Annotated in this window: 20 protein-coding genes; 11 read left to right on the forward strand and 9 right to left on the reverse strand. The window is 59.7% G+C overall.

From position 1 onward, the window contains the following. Positions 1-8: 8 nt before the first annotated feature. Together H7995_RS03655 and H7995_RS03660 are read right to left on the reverse strand one after the other, a co-directional pair. Positions 9-179 carry a hypothetical protein gene (locus tag H7995_RS03655; RefSeq protein WP_166593004.1) on the reverse strand — a complete coding sequence of 57 codons (171 nt, stop codon included), beginning with the start codon at positions 177-179 and terminating at the stop codon, positions 9-11. A gap of 34 nt (positions 180-213) precedes the next feature. Next, positions 214-516, reverse strand: a complete 303-nt coding sequence (locus tag H7995_RS03660; protein WP_095168468.1) for a DUF1883 domain-containing protein — start codon at positions 514-516, stop codon at positions 214-216. 209 nt (positions 517-725) lie between these two features. Between H7995_RS03660 and H7995_RS03665 the strand changes: the two genes are divergently transcribed. The 4 genes from H7995_RS03665 to H7995_RS03680 all read left to right on the forward strand — a co-directional run bounded on the left by H7995_RS03665 (position 726) and on the right by H7995_RS03680 (position 3,211). Then, positions 726-1,076 (forward strand): hypothetical protein, encoded by a 351-nt coding sequence (locus H7995_RS03665; protein WP_166593005.1) that lies wholly within the window; start codon positions 726-728, stop codon positions 1,074-1,076. A gap of 245 nt (positions 1,077-1,321) precedes the next feature. Continuing rightward, a complete protein-coding gene (locus tag H7995_RS03670) occupies positions 1,322-1,969 on the forward strand; it encodes a c-type cytochrome (RefSeq protein WP_185818010.1) in 648 nt (215 codons plus the stop codon). Beyond that, positions 1,966-2,889, forward strand: coding sequence for a c-type cytochrome (locus H7995_RS03675; RefSeq protein WP_166593007.1), 924 nt, complete (start codon positions 1,966-1,968; stop codon positions 2,887-2,889). The genes H7995_RS03670 and H7995_RS03675 overlap by 4 nt, the downstream gene beginning before the upstream one ends. Positions 2,890-2,980: 91 nt before the next feature. Continuing rightward, entirely contained in the window at positions 2,981-3,211 is a 231-nt protein-coding gene (locus tag H7995_RS03680; RefSeq protein ID WP_166593014.1) for a hypothetical protein, read from the forward strand. An 11-nt stretch (positions 3,212-3,222) separates the two neighbouring features. On the opposite strand, the gene H7995_RS03685 is transcribed toward H7995_RS03680, so the two are convergent. After that, entirely contained in the window at positions 3,223-3,504 is a 282-nt protein-coding gene (locus tag H7995_RS03685; RefSeq protein WP_166593008.1) for a hypothetical protein, read from the reverse strand. Positions 3,505-3,641: 137 nt separating this feature from the next. Then, the gene (locus H7995_RS03690) at positions 3,642-3,830 is read right to left on the reverse strand and encodes a hypothetical protein (RefSeq protein WP_159995516.1); all 189 of its coding nucleotides are present in this window, start codon (positions 3,828-3,830) and stop codon (positions 3,642-3,644) included. A 211-nt stretch (positions 3,831-4,041) separates the two neighbouring features. On the opposite strand from H7995_RS03690, the gene galU reads away from it, so the two are divergent. Both galU and gorA read left to right on the forward strand, forming a co-directional pair. Continuing rightward, positions 4,042-4,881, forward strand: coding sequence for a UTP--glucose-1-phosphate uridylyltransferase GalU (gene galU / locus H7995_RS03695; RefSeq protein ID WP_095108460.1), 840 nt, complete (start codon positions 4,042-4,044; stop codon positions 4,879-4,881). A gap of 129 nt (positions 4,882-5,010) precedes the next feature. Further along, on the forward strand, positions 5,011-6,369 hold the full coding sequence (gene gorA, locus H7995_RS03700; RefSeq protein ID WP_166593009.1) for a glutathione-disulfide reductase: 1,359 nt from the start codon (positions 5,011-5,013) through the stop codon (positions 6,367-6,369). On the opposite strand, the gene H7995_RS03705 is transcribed toward gorA, so the two are convergent. Continuing rightward, positions 6,366-7,406 (reverse strand): DNA-binding protein, encoded by a 1,041-nt coding sequence (locus tag H7995_RS03705; protein WP_182344488.1) that lies wholly within the window; start codon positions 7,404-7,406, stop codon positions 6,366-6,368. The genes gorA and H7995_RS03705 overlap by 4 nt on opposite strands. Positions 7,407-7,677: 271 nt before the next feature. Here H7995_RS03705 and ahpC point away from each other — a divergent pair, with 271 nt between their 5' ends. After that, a complete protein-coding gene (ahpC, locus tag H7995_RS03710; RefSeq protein ID WP_095168453.1) occupies positions 7,678-8,241 on the forward strand; it encodes an alkyl hydroperoxide reductase subunit C in 564 nt (187 codons plus the stop codon). 121 nt (positions 8,242-8,362) lie between these two features. Next, positions 8,363-9,925, forward strand: coding sequence for an alkyl hydroperoxide reductase subunit F (gene ahpF / locus H7995_RS03715; RefSeq protein WP_185818011.1), 1,563 nt, complete (start codon positions 8,363-8,365; stop codon positions 9,923-9,925). Between the two features lie 76 nt (positions 9,926-10,001). Here ahpF and gloA read toward each other — a convergent pair whose 3' ends face one another. Beyond that, entirely contained in the window at positions 10,002-10,529 is a 528-nt protein-coding gene (gene gloA / locus H7995_RS03720) for a lactoylglutathione lyase (RefSeq protein WP_166593012.1), read from the reverse strand. 177 nt (positions 10,530-10,706) lie between these two features. Here gloA and H7995_RS03725 point away from each other — a divergent pair, with 177 nt between their 5' ends. Then, positions 10,707-11,243 carry a DUF4946 domain-containing protein gene (locus H7995_RS03725; protein WP_166593015.1) on the forward strand — a complete coding sequence of 179 codons (537 nt, stop codon included), beginning with the start codon at positions 10,707-10,709 and terminating at the stop codon, positions 11,241-11,243. A gap of 197 nt (positions 11,244-11,440) precedes the next feature. Here the strand turns inward: H7995_RS03725 and H7995_RS03730 are convergent, their stop codons facing one another. The 3 genes from H7995_RS03730 to H7995_RS03740 form a co-directional block, all read right to left on the reverse strand. Then, on the reverse strand, positions 11,441-11,803 hold the full coding sequence (locus H7995_RS03730) for a histone-like nucleoid-structuring protein, MvaT/MvaU family (protein ID WP_166592770.1): 363 nt from the start codon (positions 11,801-11,803) through the stop codon (positions 11,441-11,443). A 221-nt stretch (positions 11,804-12,024) separates the two neighbouring features. Next, the gene (locus tag H7995_RS03735) at positions 12,025-13,584 is read right to left on the reverse strand and encodes an EAL domain-containing protein (RefSeq protein ID WP_182344490.1); all 1,560 of its coding nucleotides are present in this window, start codon (positions 13,582-13,584) and stop codon (positions 12,025-12,027) included. A 114-nt stretch (positions 13,585-13,698) separates the two neighbouring features. After that, entirely contained in the window at positions 13,699-14,571 is an 873-nt protein-coding gene (locus tag H7995_RS03740; RefSeq protein WP_166592772.1) for a LysR family transcriptional regulator, read from the reverse strand. 78 nt (positions 14,572-14,649) lie between these two features. Here H7995_RS03740 and H7995_RS03745 point away from each other — a divergent pair, with 78 nt between their 5' ends. Next, the gene (locus H7995_RS03745; protein ID WP_185818012.1) at positions 14,650-15,591 is read left to right on the forward strand and encodes a DMT family transporter; all 942 of its coding nucleotides are present in this window, start codon (positions 14,650-14,652) and stop codon (positions 15,589-15,591) included. A gap of 247 nt (positions 15,592-15,838) precedes the next feature. Beyond that, positions 15,839-16,915, forward strand: coding sequence for a 4-hydroxyphenylpyruvate dioxygenase (gene hppD, locus H7995_RS03750; protein WP_166592774.1), 1,077 nt, complete (start codon positions 15,839-15,841; stop codon positions 16,913-16,915). Positions 16,916-16,964: the final 49 nt, after the last annotated feature.

Here is a 16,964-nt window from a genome sequence, read left to right on the forward strand (position 1 = left end):
CGGGCTGCTTACAACGCCTTGCTCACGCTGATATCGGTGATCACGTCCGAGCTGTCGCCATGGATCGCCGCCAGAGCGGCCTTGGCCTCGTCTTCGGTGCCATTTACCAGTTGGGCGAACTCGAAGCGGCGCTCGCCGTTGAGTTTGTACTTGATGACGTACTTGGTCGTTGGAGTCACGGGTGTACCTGTCTGTCGCGGAGCGGGCGGGGAATCAGCTGAATTTGGAGCTGGACCGGCGAACGATCTTGATCGAGTGGGTCAGCGTCGGCTTGCGGGTCACGCTGATCGCGCGGCTGGTGACCGTGTCGATGGTGATGTTCCAGAAACCGGTGCTGGGTGCGGTGATTCTCGCCGGGAAGGTGTCGAATGCGCCGCCGTGGTAAGAGTGACGACCGCCGTTCTTGAAACTGCGGAAGTTGGCGTCGCTCATCAGGCGGATGTTGCAGGTCTGGGAGCATTGAATGACGACGATGTCATCTTCGTTGAGGTGCTCGCGCTGGTGGATAAATTTCATGGGCGCCTCCAGAAGGGCTTTTTCTAGCAAATCAAAACGATAGCATGGACGATGGCCCAGTTTATCAGCGAAGGCCTCGGAAAAGCGGGCCGCTGGGAGCCGGTTTGACAATTAAAAACAGTTATCCGCGATTATTTACGCGATAAAGCAGGACAGGCCGGAGAAAAAGCGCATTTACGCTGTCCGAGGGTCTTTATCGGAGGATTTGTATGAAGCAGGGCGTTTTGTTGCTGGCATTGGTGATGAGTGGGTGTGCGACAGTCTCGGACATCAATCAGAGCCCGCCCACCATGAACGTGATTTCAGGGAAGAAGCCGCAGGAATATGCCAATTGTGTCGCCGAAAAGCTGGCCAAGAGCCGGGGCGCGGTACAAATGGAGCCGCACAAGGATGGGATGCGGGTCATCGTGCCGGGCAAGCTGTCGACCGATCCGGCAGCGGTGTTCGACATCGAAGAACGGTCCGGCGGCAGTAGCATCAAGCTGCATGAGAGCCTGTCCAATGTGCCGATGCGCCCAGGTGACATCGGGGTTGCCGCCAACGAGTGCATCTCCGGCTAAGGCCAGACCACCCGCGGCCACGCCCCCCAAAAGCCCGACCCGGACCTTCCCGGCTCGGGTTTTTTTGTGCCTCGACATAATCGCTGGACACGCCGATTATCCTGAGTGGGCGCGAGCCTGCTCGCGATGGTCGTCCACCCGGACGCGCATAGCCTGAGCGGTTGAGATAGCCGTCACAATCACTTACTCTTTATAGGCTTATGCAAACTAAGTCTAAGCTTATAACTAAAAAAAGAGGGTTAGAGATGGATTTCAAACCGACCGTACTGGGCAGCCTGATGCTCATTGCTGTCAGCGTCGTGAATGCCGACGACGGACAGAAAATCTATACCCAGGGCGGTGCGTTGCCTGCCGCTACAGCCTGCTTTGCCTGTCATGGTGCCGATGGCATGGGCATGCCAGCGGCCGGATTTCCCCGGCTGGCCGGTTTGTCGGCGGGTTATCTGAGTAAACAACTGGCGGACTTTCGCAGTGGCTCGCGGGTCAGCCCGGTGATGCAGCCGCTGGCCAAGGCGTTGAGCGAGAGCGAAATCCAGGCGGTCACCAGCACCCTGGCGGCCATGCCGGCGCCGACCACCCCGCACGTGACACGCAACACCACGCCGACGGAGCCTGGCGCGGGGTTGGCGTTGCGCGGTGCCTGGGATCGGCAGATTCCCGAGTGCGTGATGTGTCACGGCCCCGGTGGGGTCGGCGTGGGCACGGCGTTTCCGCCACTGGCTGGGCAGTCGGCCAATTACCTGGTCGGGCAATTGAACGCCTGGCGTGACGGCACCCGGCATAACGACCCCAATGACTTGATGGGGCACATCGCCAAATCCCTGACCCCGGATGAAATCAAGGCGGTCGCCGACTACTTTGCGACACTGGGCAGCCAGGAGGCCAAGCCATGAAATTCCTATCCCTCGCTCCATTGGCCCTGGCGCTGGTCAGTCTCAACGGGTATGCCGCCCAGACCGTGATGGACGACCAGTCTGAACTGAAGATCCCGGCCGCCACTAGCGCAAAAGTCGAGTATTTCCAGGCGCCGGCCGAGCATGAGTTGCCGGACAACGCCTTTGGCAAGCTGGTGCGCCAGGGCCACAGCCTGTTTGTCGACACCAAGCGCCAGGCCCCGGCCTATGTGGGTAATGGCCTCAATTGCAGCAACTGTCACCTGGATCAGGGCCGTTTACCCAACTCTGCGCCGTTGTGGGGGGCTTACCCGATGTACCCGGCGTATCGTAAGAAAAACGACAAGGTCAATACCTTCGCCGAGCGCTTGCAAGGCTGTTTCGAGTTCAGCATGAACGGCAAGCCGCCAGCGGCCGATGGCCCGGAAATCAGCGCGTTGTCGGCCTACGCCTATTGGCTGGCGACCAAGGCACCGATTGGCGTCGAGCTGCCCGGGCGCGGTTATCCGGAAGTCAAGCAGCCGGCCAAGGGTTACGACATTGCCCAGGGCGCGCAGGTCTACAAGGCCCAGTGTGCGGTGTGCCACGGCGACAGCGGGCAGGGACAGAAAGTCGGCCAGGACTACGTGATGCCACCGCTCTGGGGTAAGGACTCCTACAACTGGGGAGCGGGCATGCACCGTATCAACACCGCGGCTTCGTTCATTCAGTACAACATGCCCCTGGGCAAGGCGCAGAGCCTCAGCGATCAGCAGGCGTGGGACGTGGCGGCGTTCATCAACAGCCATGAACGGCCCCAGGACCCGCGGCTGATCGATGGCTCCGTGGAGAAGACCCGGGTGAAGTTCCATGCCAACGACGGGGTCAATCTGTATGGGCAAACCGTTGATGGCGTGCTGATTGGCCAAGGCATCCGGTAAACTGTCGTCCAACGACACAATGCCGCCCTGGGCGCAATGCTGGTTGAACAGCTTCGGGCCTTGGGCGGCATTGTCATCAATGGAGCAGGCAATGAAGCGCGAGCAAGTCCGAGAGCGGCATGCAGAGGGTCACATCTCTGCCACCCATGTGATCCAGAATCCGGCGACACCGGGGGAGTGGATCGTGTTTTTCAAGAAAAGTGCAGGGCGCAGTTTTTTCCTGGTGGACGACAATGACGAAGTCGAGTCATTCAGCCACCTGGATGACTTGGTCGAGACCATACGGGGCCTGGGCATCAAGTTCGCGGAAATTCACATGTAACGGCCCAGGGCCTAGTTACATACCACCACTACGCTGCGACTCTTGAAGTTGCCGACATCAGCGCCCAGGGTCTTGTCGCTTTCCTTGAGCGCTGGCGTGCCCTCGGAGCCGACAATCTTGTAGCCCGTACCGGCGCAGGACGCATCGGCTTTTTCGTAGCAGGTGGCCCAGGAATTGGCTTGACCTGAACAATCGATCGACAAGCCTTGCTGGCCATCGTCCAGGTACGTCTTGGACGCTGTGGCACAACCACTCAAGACCAGTACCGCCATCACAGCCAGGGTTATTTTCATCGGATCGTTGCCATCAGGGGGGGAGGGGCGTCAGGCGCAGAGAAGGCCTTGTAGCGAGAGGTTATAGCGAATGGCCATTTCGGTACAGACAAACACAAAAAAGCCCCGCACAGGGCAGGGCTGTTTGACCAGGCACCTTACTCGGGCTTGGCCCCACGACGCTTGGGCGCGGGCGGGGTGTCTTGCAGCACCGACGCCACTTCGATGGCCATGGCTTCAGTGGGGAAAGGTCCGGCGATGTTTTCGCCACCGGCGCTGTCGACCCACCATTGGCCGTCTTTGGCCTTGTTGATCAGGTATCCGTTCACGCTTTTTGCTGCCGACATCTATCTGCCTCGTTGGCTGGTTCAATTGCTCAATGATAGCGGTAAATGTGCCTGAGGGTCTTCCCTGGTCTAAAGTGAAGCCTTTGCGGAACTATCGTTAAGATTATTTCTCTATGATGGCATCGGTTAGCCAGTGCGGGGCATTGTAAGGTGCACGCCGCCTGATTAGACTGCGCCGAAACTCGTACACACAGCCCTTTCAAGGACTTTTATGATCAAGAAATGCTTGTTCCCAGCAGCCGGTTACGGTACTCGCTTCCTGCCAGCGACCAAGGCCATGCCTAAAGAAATGCTGCCGGTGGTGAACAAGCCACTGATCCAGTACGGCGTCGAAGAAGCATTGGACGCTGGCCTGACTGAAATCTCCATCGTCACCGGTCGCGGCAAACGCGCCCTGGAAGATCACTTCGACATCAGCTACGAGCTGGAAAACCAGATCAAGGGCACTGACAAAGAGAAGTACCTGGTCGGTATCCGCAAGCTGCTCGATGAGTGCTCGTTCTCCTACACCCGTCAGACCGAAATGAAGGGCCTGGGCCACGCGATCCTCACCGGTCGTCCGTTGATCGGCGACGAACCCTTCGCCGTCGTGCTGGCGGACGACTTGTGCGTCAACCTGGAAGGCGACGGCGTCCTGACCCAGATGGTCAAGCTGTACAAACAGTACCGCTGCACCATCGTGGCGATCCAGGAAGTCGACCCGCAGGAAACCCACAAGTACGGGGTGATCGCCGGTGACCTGATCGGTGACGACCTGTACCGTGTGCGCAACATGGTGGAAAAACCAAAACCTGAAGATGCGCCGTCCAACCTGGCCATCATCGGTCGTTACATCCTGACCCCGGACATCTTCAAGCTGATCGAAGAAACCGAGCCGGGCAAGGGTGGCGAGATCCAGATCACCGACGCCCTGATGAAGCAGGCGCAAGACGGTTGCGTGATTGCCTATAAGTTCAAGGGCACCCGTTTTGACTGCGGCGGCGCCGAAGGCTACATCGAAGCCACCAACTTCTGCTTCGAGCACTTCTACAAGACGGGCAAGGCGTACTGATAACGCCTGGGCATCCCGTTCTGAAAAGCCACCTTCGGGTGGCTTTTTCATTTTTCAACCCCGTATTGTTCGCGGCGCAGACCCGCACTGCGTCAGCAGGTATGCTGGTGTCCTGCCGAGGAGATAGAAATGGCCTACGATTTTGACCTGTATGTGATTGGCGCCGGTTCCGGCGGTGTACGCGCGGCACGCTTTGCCGCCGGTTTTGGTGCAAAAGTCGGCGTGGCCGAGAGCCGCTATCTGGGCGGTACCTGCGTCAACGTGGGGTGCGTGCCCAAGAAGTTACTGGTCTACGGCGCACACTTTGCCGAAGACTTCGAGCAGGCGGCGGGCTTCGGCTGGAGCCTGGACGAGGCGCAGTTCGACTGGGCCACGTTGATCGCCAACAAGGACCGCGAAATCAACCGTCTCAACGGTATCTATCGCAATCTGCTGGTCAACAGCGGGGTGACCCTGCATGAAGGCCACGCCCGGATCGTCGCGCCCCACACCGTCGAGATCAACGGCGAGCACTTCAGTGCCAAGCATATCCTGATCGCGACCGGCGGCTGGCCGCAGATCCCGCAGATCCCCGGGGCCGAGCACGCCATCAGCTCCAACGAAGCGTTTTTCCTCAAGACCCTGCCCAAGCGTGTGCTGGTGGTGGGTGGCGGCTACATCGCCGTCGAATTCGCCGGGATCTTCCACGGCCTGGGCGCCTCGACGTCCTTGCTGTATCGCGGTGACCTGTTCCTGCGCGGCTTTGACGGTGCGGTGCGCAAGCACTTGCAAGAGGAGCTGACCAAGCGCGGCATGGACCTGCAGTTCAATGCCGACATCGAGCGCATCGACCGGCAAGCCGATGGCAGCCTGAACGTGACGCTCAAGGATGGACGCAAGCTGGAAACCGATTGTGTGTTCTACGCCACCGGCCGTCGGCCGATGCTGGACAACCTGGGGCTGGAAAATACGGCGGTCAAGCTCGACCAGAAAGGCTTCGTCGAGGTCGACGAGCTGTACCAGACCGCCGAGCCGTCGATCCTGGCGATTGGCGATGTCATCGGTCGTGTGCAACTGACGCCGGTGGCCCTGGCCGAAGGCATGGCTGTGGCACGTCGTCTGTTCAAGCCCGAGCAGTATCGCCTGGTGGATTATCAGATGATCCCGACCGCCGTGTTCAGCTTGCCGAACATCGGCACGGTCGGCCTCACCGAAGAGCAGGCCCGCGAGGCAGGCCATGAGGTGCAGATTTTCGAAAGCCGGTTCCGGCCGATGAAACTGACCCTGACCGAGTGTCAGGAGCGTACGCTGATGAAGCTGGTGGTCGACGCCAAGACCGACAAGGTCCTGGGTTGCCACATGGTCGGTCCGGAGGCGGGCGAAATCGTCCAGGGCCTGGCGATTGCCTTGAAGGCCGGCGCGACCAAGCGCGACTTCGACGAAACCATCGGCGTGCACCCGACGGCCGCCGAAGAGTTCGTCACCATGCGCACGCCCGTGGCCGGTTAAGGTTCTTCCGACTGCGCCGGAGCCGGGACCGGGACCGGGACCGGCTCCGGCGCTGCTTGCTTGGCCACCGCCTGATGCAATGCCTGGAGGCTGGCTTCGGCGCTGGCGGCCCGCCGCTCAAGTTCCACGTTGGCTTGCAGGTGCTCGCTGGCGGCCTGTTTGGCGCTGGTGCTTTCCAGCACCGCCACCCGCAGACGTTCCTGCAACAGGGTGGCTTCGGCCTCGTTGCGGCGGATCTGCTCCTGGGCTTGGGCCTGACGGGTCTCGCTGTGCTTGAGTTGATCCTGCAACAGGTGCAGCTCACGCACGGTGCCGCGATTCTCGGTCAGCAGGCGTTCGTTATCGCGGTTGAGCTGGGTGATCTCGTCCTGGCGAACCATGGCGCTTTGCTGGGCCTGGCGCAATTCCATCTGGATCTGTTGCACTTGGCCTTCATGGCGCCGTTGTTCCTGCTCGCGCTGGTCCTTGATGGCCTCGCGATAGTGCTCCAGGGCGTCGCGGGCGTGCAGGTGTTTTTCTTCCAGTGAGCGGATCTGCTCATCCTTGTCGTTCAAGCGCAACTCAAAATCACTGAGGGCCTGGCTCAAGCCGGCATTGCGAGTCTGTTCGCCTTGCAGCAATGCGCGGGTGTCGTGTAAGGCGGCGGACTCGCTGGCCAGGGTCGCGCCTTGGGTCTGCAATTGGTGGGTCAGTTGAGCCTGCAGTTGCAGGGCTTCGGCCAATTGGCTTTCCAGCGCCTTGCGCGCTTGCTCGAAACCTTCCAGGGCTTGGTCGATGCGTTCCTGGCCCTGTTCCCTCAGGCGTTGCGCCAGGCGCGCCACCAGCCCGGTCAGTTCGTCGTCAATCTGTTCCTGTGGCTCGCTCTGGCGGGCCGCGACCTCGTCGTCCAGCTCCTTGAGGTAGCGATGAATGGTGGTTTTGGAACCGGTATTGCCCATCTCGATACGTACTGCATCAATGCTGGGGTTGTCGCCGCGCGCCAGGATGGCCATGCGTGCCGCCTGCACTACAGCCTTGTTTATACCGCCCCGAGCCATGTTTTCTCCTGCCTTTGCGTAATGTAGTACGTACTTTGTATGGGCGGCGAGTGTATCACGCGGCCCATCGCCTCATGGCGGGCGTCAGCCGTGAGCGATGTGGTTCGAGCGGGGGGCCGGGTTTTTTTTTGCTGAGACGGTTTTCTTCTATTAAGAGGGGTGGCTAATAGCGAAAGCCAATGAGCGGCATGAGGTTTGCCAATGAGCCATCAGGCGATCGGTTGGGTAGGATTCACCTCATCAACTTTTCAACCCTGACGGAGAGTCAACGATGCCTATCATCAACAGCCAAGTTAAACCCTTCACCGCTACCGCTTACAAAAATGGCGATTTCGTACAAGTGTCGGACGCCGATCTGAAAGGCAAATGGTCTGTCGTATTCTTCTACCCGGCTGACTTCACTTTCGTTTGCCCAACCGAGCTGGAAGACCTGGCCGACAACTACGCTGAATTCCAGAAGCTGGGCGTCGAGATCTACAGCGTTTCCACCGACACCCACTTTGCCCACGCAGCCTGGCACAACACTTCGCCAGCCATCGGCAAGATCCAGTACACCATGATCGGCGACCCGACCCATGTCATCTCCCGCAACTTCGACGTGTTGATCGAAGAAGCGGGCCTGGCAGACCGTGGCACCTTCGTGATCAACCCTGAAGGCCAGATCAAAATCGTTGAGCTCAACGATGGCGGTGTAGGTCGTGACGCTTCCGAACTGCTGCGCAAAATCAAGGCTGCACAGTACGTCGCCGCTCACCCGGGCCAAGTCTGCCCAGCCAAGTGGAAAGAAGGCGAGGCCACCCTGGCCCCGTCCCTGGACCTGGTCGGCAAGATCTGAGTCAGTGACTCGCGATACCAGGGCGGTACGCCGCACCTAAGTCAGCTGCACCGCCCTCAAGACGCCCGGGCGAGATTCGCTCGGGCGTTTTTTTTAGAATTGAACAAAGGAGATCGCCCGTATGTTGGACGCCAATCTTAAAGCCCAGTTGAAGTCATACCTGGAACGGGTCACCCAGCCGATCGAGATCGTTGCCTCCCTCGATGACGGTGCGAAATCCCAGGAAATGCTCGCATTACTGCAAGACGTTGCCAGTCTTTCCAGCCAAATTACCTTGCTCGACAACGGTGCCGATGCACGCAAGCCATCGTTCTCGATCAACCGCCCAGGGGCCGATATCAGCCTGCGTTTCGCCGGCATCCCGATGGGCCACGAGTTCACCTCCCTGGTGTTGGCGCTGCTGCAAGTCGGCGGCCACCCTTCGAAGGCCAGTGCCGAAGTGATCGAACAGATCCGCTCGCTCAAGGGTGAGTTCCACTTCGAGACCTACTTCTCGCTGTCCTGCCAGAACTGCCCGGACGTGGTTCAGGCGTTGAACCTGATGGCAGTGCTCAACCCCAATATTCATCACGTCGCCATCGACGGCGCGCTGTTCCAGGCTGAAGTCGATGAGCGTCAGATCATGGCGGTGCCCAGTGTTTACCTCAATGGCGTGAACTTCGGTCAGGGCCGCATGGGCCTGGAAGAAATCCTCGCGAAAATCGATACCAGCGGCATCGAGCGCCAGGCCGAGAAAATCAGCGCCAAGCCAGTGTTTGATGTGTTGGTGGTGGGCGGTGGCCCGGCCGGTGCGTCAGCTGCCATCTACGCGGCCCGTAAAGGCATTCGCACCGGTGTTGCCGCCGAACGTTTTGGCGGTCAGGTGCTGGACACCATGGCCATCGAAAACTTCATTTCCGTACAGGAAACCGAAGGCCCAAAACTGGCGGTCGCCTTGGAAGAACACGTCAAGCAATACGACGTCGACATCATGAACCTGCAGCGGGCCGATGCCCTGGTGCCAGGCCAGAACGGCGAGCCGCACCAGGTCAAATTCGCCAGTGGCGCGACCCTCAAGGCCAAGACTGTGATTCTGGCCACCGGTGCCCGATGGCGCGAAATGAACGTGCCGGGCGAACAGCAATACCGCAACAAGGGTGTTGCCTACTGCCCGCACTGTGACGGCCCATTGTTCAAGGGCAAGCGCGTGGCCGTGATCGGCGGCGGTAACTCCGGGGTCGAGGCCGCCATTGACCTGGCAGGGATTGTCGCCCACGTGACCCTGCTGGAGTTCGACGTGCAACTGCGCGCCGATGCGGTCTTGCAGCGCAAGTTGCACAGCCTGCCGAACGTCACGGTGATCACCCATGCGCAAACCACTGAAGTCACCGGCGACGGTCAGAAGGTCAATGGCTTGCGTTACAAGGATCGCCAGTCTGGTGAGACCCTGACCGTCGAACTCGAAGGCATCTTCGTGCAGATCGGCCTGCTGCCTAACACCGATTGGCTAAAAGGCACTGTCGAGCTGTCGCCACGGGGCGAGATCATCGTCGATAACCGCGGTGAAACCTCGATTCCCGGGGTGTTTGCCGCCGGTGACGTGACCACCGTGCCGTACAAGCAGATCGTGATTGCCGTAGGCGAGGGCGCCAAGGCCTCGTTGAGCGCCTTCGACCACCTGATCCGCACATCGGCCCCGGCCTGAACCTTAGGGCTGAAAACAGCAACCTGCAGGAGCGAGCGAGCCGCAAGCGGGCGCTCGCTCCTACAAGAGCTCGCGGCTACGGCAGCAGTGGGGCTGGCTGGATGATTTCGACCCAATAGGCATCCGGGTCCTTGATGAACGCCAGGCTCTTCATGCGGCCATCATTCAGGCGTTTCTGGAAATCACAGCCCAGGGCTTCGAAGCGCTCGCAGGCGGCGCGGATGTCTGGGACCGAAATGCAGATATGGCCAAAACCGCGCGGGTCGGTGTTGCCGTTGTGGTAGGCGAAATCCGGATCGTTCTCAGTGCCGTGGTTGTGGGTCAGCTCGAGAATCCCCGGGATCGACTTCATCCACTCGGTACGAGCTGCCGCGTCGGCGGGGATCTGGTTTTTGTCGACCAGGGCCAGGAAGTACAGGCTGAACTCGGCTTCCGGGAAGTCGCGTTTTTCCACCAGGCTGAAGCCGAGGATGCGTGTGTAGAAATCCAGGGACTTGGTGATGTCCTTGACCCGCAGCATGGTGTGGTTGAACACGAATTGCTGGGTGGCTGTGTCAGGTTGGGCAGTGACGCCGGGGAAGGTGTTCAGATCGTGCAGGCTCATGGGCCCTCCGGAAAATATGTGGGGCAAACGACGCTCCAGTCGATGGAGCTGTCCTTGGGCTTAGGCGGCCAATGATACGCAAGGGAGGGGAGCCGGCCAATGCACAAAGCTCCGGCTATTGCCTGGAGGCCCGGCTGGGCTCAGACTTTGCGCCTTACCTCGCCAGTGTCTTGCCTGATGATCCGAGCCATTCGATCCCTGTTGCTGTTATCCAGTCTGTTTGCCGCCGCTGCGGGTGCGCAACCTCAACTCGCCGAAGTCGCCTGGCCCAGTGGTTGGCAGGTTCAGGCCCTGGAGCCGGAGGCCGCGCCGGACGAGGCGTCGGCGAAGGTTTCACGCCAGCGCGCGGTCAAAAACGATGAGAACGGCGACACGATACTGGTCATGGAGTTGACCATGACTCAGGTTGAAGTCGGGCATGTGGTCAACTTGCAGGGGGTGCTGCTGGAAATGCGCAAGTCGATCCAGAAGGACTTCTTTCAGGGCGGCTACCAAAGTGTGTGCAACAAGATTCATCCCGCTACATTGAGTCGCCTGGCGGCCCTGGAAACCACCTGCACCATTACCCAGAATGGACGTCATGTGTTGTCGCAAACACTAGTGGCCGCAGTAGAGGCAGATAAGGCCTATGTATTTTCCTACGCCGGACAAGCCGATGCGTACGCAGCAAGTCAGAAAGAAATACAGGCGGTGCGTGAAAGTTTGAAACTTTAGTTCCAGATTGCAGTACGCACGAGGCAATGGCGGCTGGCCAGTTCTTTAGCCGTAAGGACTAACTAAAAAGGTAATTGTGCCGGCCCAGGGTAGTTAGCGGATTTTTCCGCTAGATCGGCGAGCATCGTTACTTAAAATCCGTGAGGCATAAAAAAGCCCTGCGTTGGCAGGGCTTTTCAGGGTGAGGCTCATGGCCCTCAGGCACGCAGCCAGGAATCAACGGTGCTGGCGCCGTATTGTTCCTTCCAGGCTTTCAGGCCGCGATGGTTGCCGCCTTTGGTTTCGATCAGCTCGCCGGTGTGTGGGTTCTGGTACACCTTGACCACGCGGGCGCGGCGGGTCTTGGGTGCCGGGGCGGACTGCTGGCTGGCCTTGGGGTTGGGGTCGAGGATGGCGATGATGTCGCGCAGGCTCTTGCCGTAGGTCTTCATCAGGCCCTGGAGCTTTTCTTCGAATTCGATTTCTTTCTTCAGCCCGGCGTCGTTCTTCAGTGATTCCAGCTGCGCAAGCTGCTCTTGAAGGGCCTTTTCAGCTGCACGAAATTCAGCGAGTCTGGACAATATCTTTACTCCAATAGTGTGTTTGGCTGAGACCAACCGCAAAAAAGCTATAAGCCAAGAGCCTTGAAGCGACTCGGTGAGAGTGGCGCACCTGGCAATCTTGCGCAGGCAGGAAAAATTGTAGTAGTTAATTCACTCCGAGTAAATCATGTCTTTTTCTTTATGTAACACCGTGCCGCTGTTTGATGCAATTTGGTGCACCGACAGCTCGGTAATGGTTTTTACAGGGTGTTTTTCTCAACGGCTAAGTGTTTGTTCAATTCGATAATGAATTCGCCAGCGGGCATTGGCCGGCCATACAGGTAGCCCTGCAGAAAGTTCACCCCGTGACGTGCAAGGTACTCACTCTGTTCAAGTGTTTCGACGCCTTCGGCGACTATTCCCAAGTCGAGTTTGCCGGAGAGTTCGATGATGCTGTCCAGAATATGCCGCGACAGGGCGTCCACACCGATCATTGCGACAAAGCTCTGGTCGATTTTCAGGAAGTCCACATTGAATTGACGCAAGTAACCCAGGCTGGAGTGGCCGGTCCCAAAATCATCGATGGCGATCATCACGCCCAGTTCATGCAGCTGTTCAAACAGTTGATGGGTGATGGCCGTGGGTTCGATCAGCTCGCGCTCGGTCAACTCCAGGACCAGCGCGACCTTGCCGGGGGGAAAGGCCGCCAGGAACTCGCGGCAGTCAGCGACCAGGTCGAGGTCCTGGCAGTGGCTGGCAGTGATGTTGATGCCGATATGGAAACGCTCGCTGTCAGGACTGATCTGCGGGCCGAGCAATGCGGCGGTCTGCTGCATCAATGAACGCGTCATCGGCACAATCAGCCCCGAGTGCTCGGCAAACGGAATGAACAGGTCGGGGCGCACCAGGCCATCCTTGGGGTGGTTCCAGCGCATCAGCACCTCGGTGCCGGCCCAACGTTTACTGTCACCATAAACCACCGGTTGAAAGTACGGCACAAACTCCTTGGCCTCCATGGCCCGCTGCAATTCCAGGCTGGGTGATGCCGAGCGCTTTTGCAGCCAGTGGGCGAGGGTGCCGGCAATGGCGCCAAAAAATATCAGCAGGCTGAACAGGGGAGGGTACTCGCTGACCATGTAGCGCCAGGTTTCCCCCTCGGGGAATCCGGCCTCCACTTTAAAGGCATAGCGTGACGACTCCAGGTAATTGCGCGCCACGGGCAGTTGCGGCAGTGCGCCCTCATGGACCTGGCCGTCGGCCGACAACCAACTGTCTCCGACCTGCAGCAGCAACAGGGTCTGGCGCCCGATCAGGCGCAGCACATTGCTCAGGTGGTAGCCATCGAGCGTGGTCAGCGCGCCAGCCCGGCCCTCGCTCTGGCGGTACACCAGCAGGGCGGTGTTGGGCGTTACCGGATTGCCGTTCATCAACCACAACTTGCCTTGGGTGTACTCGCCCGGGTCGACCTTCTCCTGGAACTCGCCAAACAACGAACTGCAGTACAGATTGTTGTCCCACACCAGGTTGGTCGAGCGCACGAAGGGGCGGCGGGTCACCTGTTCACGCAGGGCCAGCTTGACGTCCGCACAGGGTTGCCCGGCCAGCGGTAGCAGGAGCTGGGCCGCCTGGGCGGTGTTGTCGAGCATCAAGTCAAACTGGCGGACGGCTTCCTCGGCGGTCTGGTGCGTGCTCTGGCTGAGCCGGCGTTCGGCTTGCATCTGCAAAATGGCGGCGCCCAGCACCACGGGCACCAGGGCCACCAGCGCGGTGATGGCGTTACGGTAGGCGCTTTTACGCCGGCGCTTTAAGGTCAATGGCATTCGGGAAACCTGGGACGATGGAATGGGCTCTCAAATGCTGGTGCGGCAACGCCTTGCCTTCCATGAAGAGATTGCATACCGGGGATGATAGATGGCACTGGGTGATTGTGCTGCTCAACTCAAGGGCAACTCCCTTGCCAGTTTGATGAACGCCAGGGTGGCGGGTGAGCATTGACGTTGGTCCAGCACCGCCAAACCGACCTGGCGCTTGACCACCGGCGACAGCGGCCGTTTCACGTAATCCACCTGCGGGGTGTCGGGCAGCGAGCGTTCGGCAACCAGGGTCAGCGCTTCACCGCGACTCACCGTCGCCAGGGTGCTGAGCAGTTGCGAACAGCGAAAACGGATGTCGGGGCTCAGCCGTGCCGCACTGAACAGGCGCGTCACCAGTTCCGCCGAGCCCGCTTCGGTGAGGATGAACGGGTCGTGGCAGAGCTCGCGCAGCGTCAGGCTATCGCGGCTGGCCAGGGCATGTCCGATGGGGATCAGCGCCACCATCTGGTCCTCGACCAGCGCGAAGGTGTCAAAACGCTCTTCGGGCAGCACCACAAAACCGACATCGATTCGTCGCTCATCCAGCCACTGCAACACTTGCCGGTCGGGGCCTTCATCGATGTGCACTTCGATACCGGGGTAGGCCGCCCGGTACCGTGGCAAGATTTTCGGCAGCAGGCCGATCGACGCGGTGGGGCCAAAGGAGCCGATGCGCAGCGTGCCACTTTTCATTCCACGGGCGTCGGCGGCCTCCTGGCGCAGGGTGCTGGCCAGGCCGAGCATGGCGCGGGCGCGCAGCAGCAACTGCTGGCCGATATCGCTGAGTTCCACCTGGGACTGTTGGCGCCTGAGCAACTCGACCCCCAGCTCCTGCTCCAGGGCCTTGATGGCATGGGACACCGCCGATTGGCTGATGCCCAGGCGGTGCGCCGCGCTGGTGAAGCCTTGCAGTTCGGCAACCAGGGAAAAGATCTCGAGTTGGGTCAGGGTCATGAGTAAGTACTCATTTTACGATGATCGATCATGACGAGAAGAATAAGTCATCAACCCGACCATGTCCCAGGAGCCTGCATGAAAAGTCTTGTCCCGAGTGATGGGCGCGCTTCGGATGTCCCGATTTACCTGAAGCTCGCCAGCGTCACCATGCTCTGGGGCGGGACCTTCGTCGCCGGGCGTTACCTGGCGGGTTCGCTGAGTCCGTTGTTCGCCGCGAGCCTGCGCTTTGCGCTGGCGAGCCTGGCGTTGTTGCTGTTCATGGGGCTGGCCCGCATCCCCCTGGCTCGGCCGACCGGTCGGCAATGGCTGCAATTGGGGCTGCTGGGGTTCTTCGGCATCTACTTCTACAACCTGTGTTTCTTTTACGGCCTGCAGTACATCCACGCCTCCCGCGCATCGTTGATTGTCGCCTTGAACCCGGCAGTGATCGGGCTGGCCTCCTGGTTGCTGTTCAAGGAGCGCCTCAATACCAGCAAGATCGTCGGCATCCTCCTGTGTCTCGGGGGAGCGGGACTGGTGATCGTCAGTGGCGATCAGTCAGTGTTCGCCGGCGGGGCATGGTTTGCAGATCTGTTGCTTCTGGGCTGCGTGCTGGGCTGGGGCATCTATTCGTTGTTCTCCAGAAACCTGAACCAGGCACTGGGCCCGCTGCACACCGTGACGTACTCGGTGGTCCTGGGCACCTTGATGCTATGGCTGACCTGCGCAGTGCGCGGTGAACTCCAGTGGCAGCTTCTTGCGCAGTTGCGCCCGGGACAAGTGATCAGCCTGTTGTACCTGGGTGTGCTGGGGTCGGCGCTGGCCTACATCTGGTACTACGATGGTATTCGCCGGATCGGCGCCACCCGCACCGGAGTGTTCATCGCGTTGAACCCGCTGACCGCAGTGATCCTCGGCGCGCTGCTGCTGGGCGAACAGATGACGGGCACGATGTACCTGGGGGGAGCGGTTATCCTGCTGGGCATCTACCTGTGCAACAAAGCCTTTGCAGCGACGGGAAAAAGGCGGATTTTATAGAGAAGGCGGACAAATTGTTTTACGCTGTGTAGAATCGGTTTACGCATATAAGAATAAGTCTTCTGGCAGCAGAAGCCTCGCCCACAAAAGCCTTGGGTCGACCATGAAGATATTTGGGTTCCAATTGATCTACGGTGATTTTCTCGCCCGCAGTGTGCGAGGCATCTCCTGCGCGCCACCCGCGCCTCTCAGCAGTGCTCACGACTAACGATCCGTTAATTAATAAAAGCATGATGAGGCGTCAACCATGGCAGATTTATACGAAAACCCAATGGGCCTGATGGGCTTCGAGTTCATCGAATTCGCATCGCCAACCCCGAACACCCTGGAGCCGATCTTCGAGATCATGGGCTTCACCAAGGTCGCGACCCACCGTTCCAAGAACGTGCACCTGTATCGCCAGGGCTCGATCAACCTGATCCTCAACAACGAACCCAACAGCGTGGCGTCGTACTTCGCCGCCGAGCACGGTCCGTCGGTGTGTGGCATGGCGTTCCGCGTCAAGGACTCGCAACTGGCCTACAACCGCGCCCTGGAACTCGGCGCCCAGCCGATCCACATCGAGACCGGCCCGATGGAGCTGAACCTGCCGGCCATCAAGGGCATCGGCGGCGCGCCGCTGTACCTGATCGACCGTTTTGGTGAAGGCAGCTCGATCTACGACATCGACTTCGTGTTCATCGAAGGAGTCGATCGCAACCCGGTCGGTGCCGGCCTGAAGATCATCGACCACCTGACCCACAACGTTTACCGCGGCCGCATGGCCTACTGGGCGAACTTCTACGAGAAGCTGTTCAACTTCCGCGAGATTCGCTACTTCGACATCAAGGGCGAATACACCGGCCTGACCTCCAAGGCCATGACCGCCCCCGACGGCATGATCCGCATCCCGCTGAACGAAGAGTCGTCCAAGGGTGCCGGGCAGATCGAAGAGTTCCTGATGCAGTTCAACGGCGAGGGTATCCAGCACGTTGCCTTCCTGGCCGATGACCTGATCAAGACCTGGGATCACCTGAAAAGCATCGGCATGCGCTTCATGACTGCGCCGCCGGACACCTACTATGAAATGCTCGAAGGCCGTCTGCCGAACCACGGCGAGCCGGTAGGCGAGTTGCAGGCCCGTGGGATCCTGCTGGACGGTTCGTCCGAGGCCGGCGACAAGCGCCTGCTGCTGCAGATCTTCTCGGAAACCCTGATGGGCCCGGTGTTCTTCGAATTCATCCAGCGTAAAGGCGACGATGGTTTTGGTGAAGGCAACTTCAAGGCACTGTTCGAGTCGATCGAGCGTGACCAGGTGCGTCGTGGTGTGTTGACCACCGACTAAGCCGTTACACCGATAAAAACTGTGGGAGCGAGCCGGGCGGCGCTCCGCT

Origin of the sequence: Pseudomonas kielensis (genome assembly GCF_014236655.1) — a bacterium.
GTDB lineage: Bacteria > Pseudomonadota > Gammaproteobacteria > Pseudomonadales > Pseudomonadaceae > Aquipseudomonas > Aquipseudomonas kielensis.

Bases quoted from the DNA above. Each gene is read 5' to 3' on its own strand.
- H7995_RS03670 (WP_185818010.1), top strand. From the start codon at position 1,322: ATGGATTTCAAACCGACCGTACTGGGCAGCCTGATGCTCATTGCTGTC.
- H7995_RS03675 (WP_166593007.1), top strand. From the start codon at position 1,966: ATGAAATTCCTATCCCTCGCTCCATTGGCCCTGGCGCTGGTCAGTCTC.
- H7995_RS03680 (WP_166593014.1), top strand. From the start codon at position 2,981: ATGAAGCGCGAGCAAGTCCGAGAGCGGCATGCAGAGGGTCACATCTCT.
- H7995_RS03685 (WP_166593008.1), bottom strand. From the start codon at position 3,504: ATGAAAATAACCCTGGCTGTGATGGCGGTACTGGTCTTGAGTGGTTGT.
- H7995_RS03740 (WP_166592772.1), bottom strand. From the start codon at position 14,571: ATGACCCTGACCCAACTCGAGATCTTTTCCCTGGTTGCCGAACTGCAA.
- H7995_RS03705 (WP_182344488.1), bottom strand. From the start codon at position 7,406: ATGGCTCGGGGCGGTATAAACAAGGCTGTAGTGCAGGCGGCACGCATG.
- H7995_RS03735 (WP_182344490.1), bottom strand. From the start codon at position 13,584: ATGCCATTGACCTTAAAGCGCCGGCGTAAAAGCGCCTACCGTAACGCC.
- H7995_RS03660 (WP_095168468.1), bottom strand. From the start codon at position 516: ATGAAATTTATCCACCAGCGCGAGCACCTCAACGAAGATGACATCGTC.
- ahpC (WP_095168453.1), top strand. From the start codon at position 7,678: ATGCCTATCATCAACAGCCAAGTTAAACCCTTCACCGCTACCGCTTAC.
- galU (WP_095108460.1), top strand. From the start codon at position 4,042: ATGATCAAGAAATGCTTGTTCCCAGCAGCCGGTTACGGTACTCGCTTC.
- gloA (WP_166593012.1), bottom strand. From the start codon at position 10,529: ATGAGCCTGCACGATCTGAACACCTTCCCCGGCGTCACTGCCCAACCT.
- H7995_RS03665 (WP_166593005.1), top strand. From the start codon at position 726: ATGAAGCAGGGCGTTTTGTTGCTGGCATTGGTGATGAGTGGGTGTGCG.
- H7995_RS03690 (WP_159995516.1), bottom strand. From the start codon at position 3,830: ATGTCGGCAGCAAAAAGCGTGAACGGATACCTGATCAACAAGGCCAAA.
- hppD (WP_166592774.1), top strand. From the start codon at position 15,839: ATGGCAGATTTATACGAAAACCCAATGGGCCTGATGGGCTTCGAGTTC.
- H7995_RS03725 (WP_166593015.1), top strand. From the start codon at position 10,707: ATGATCCGAGCCATTCGATCCCTGTTGCTGTTATCCAGTCTGTTTGCC.
- H7995_RS03745 (WP_185818012.1), top strand. From the start codon at position 14,650: ATGAAAAGTCTTGTCCCGAGTGATGGGCGCGCTTCGGATGTCCCGATT.
- ahpF (WP_185818011.1), top strand. From the start codon at position 8,363: ATGTTGGACGCCAATCTTAAAGCCCAGTTGAAGTCATACCTGGAACGG.
- gorA (WP_166593009.1), top strand. From the start codon at position 5,011: ATGGCCTACGATTTTGACCTGTATGTGATTGGCGCCGGTTCCGGCGGT.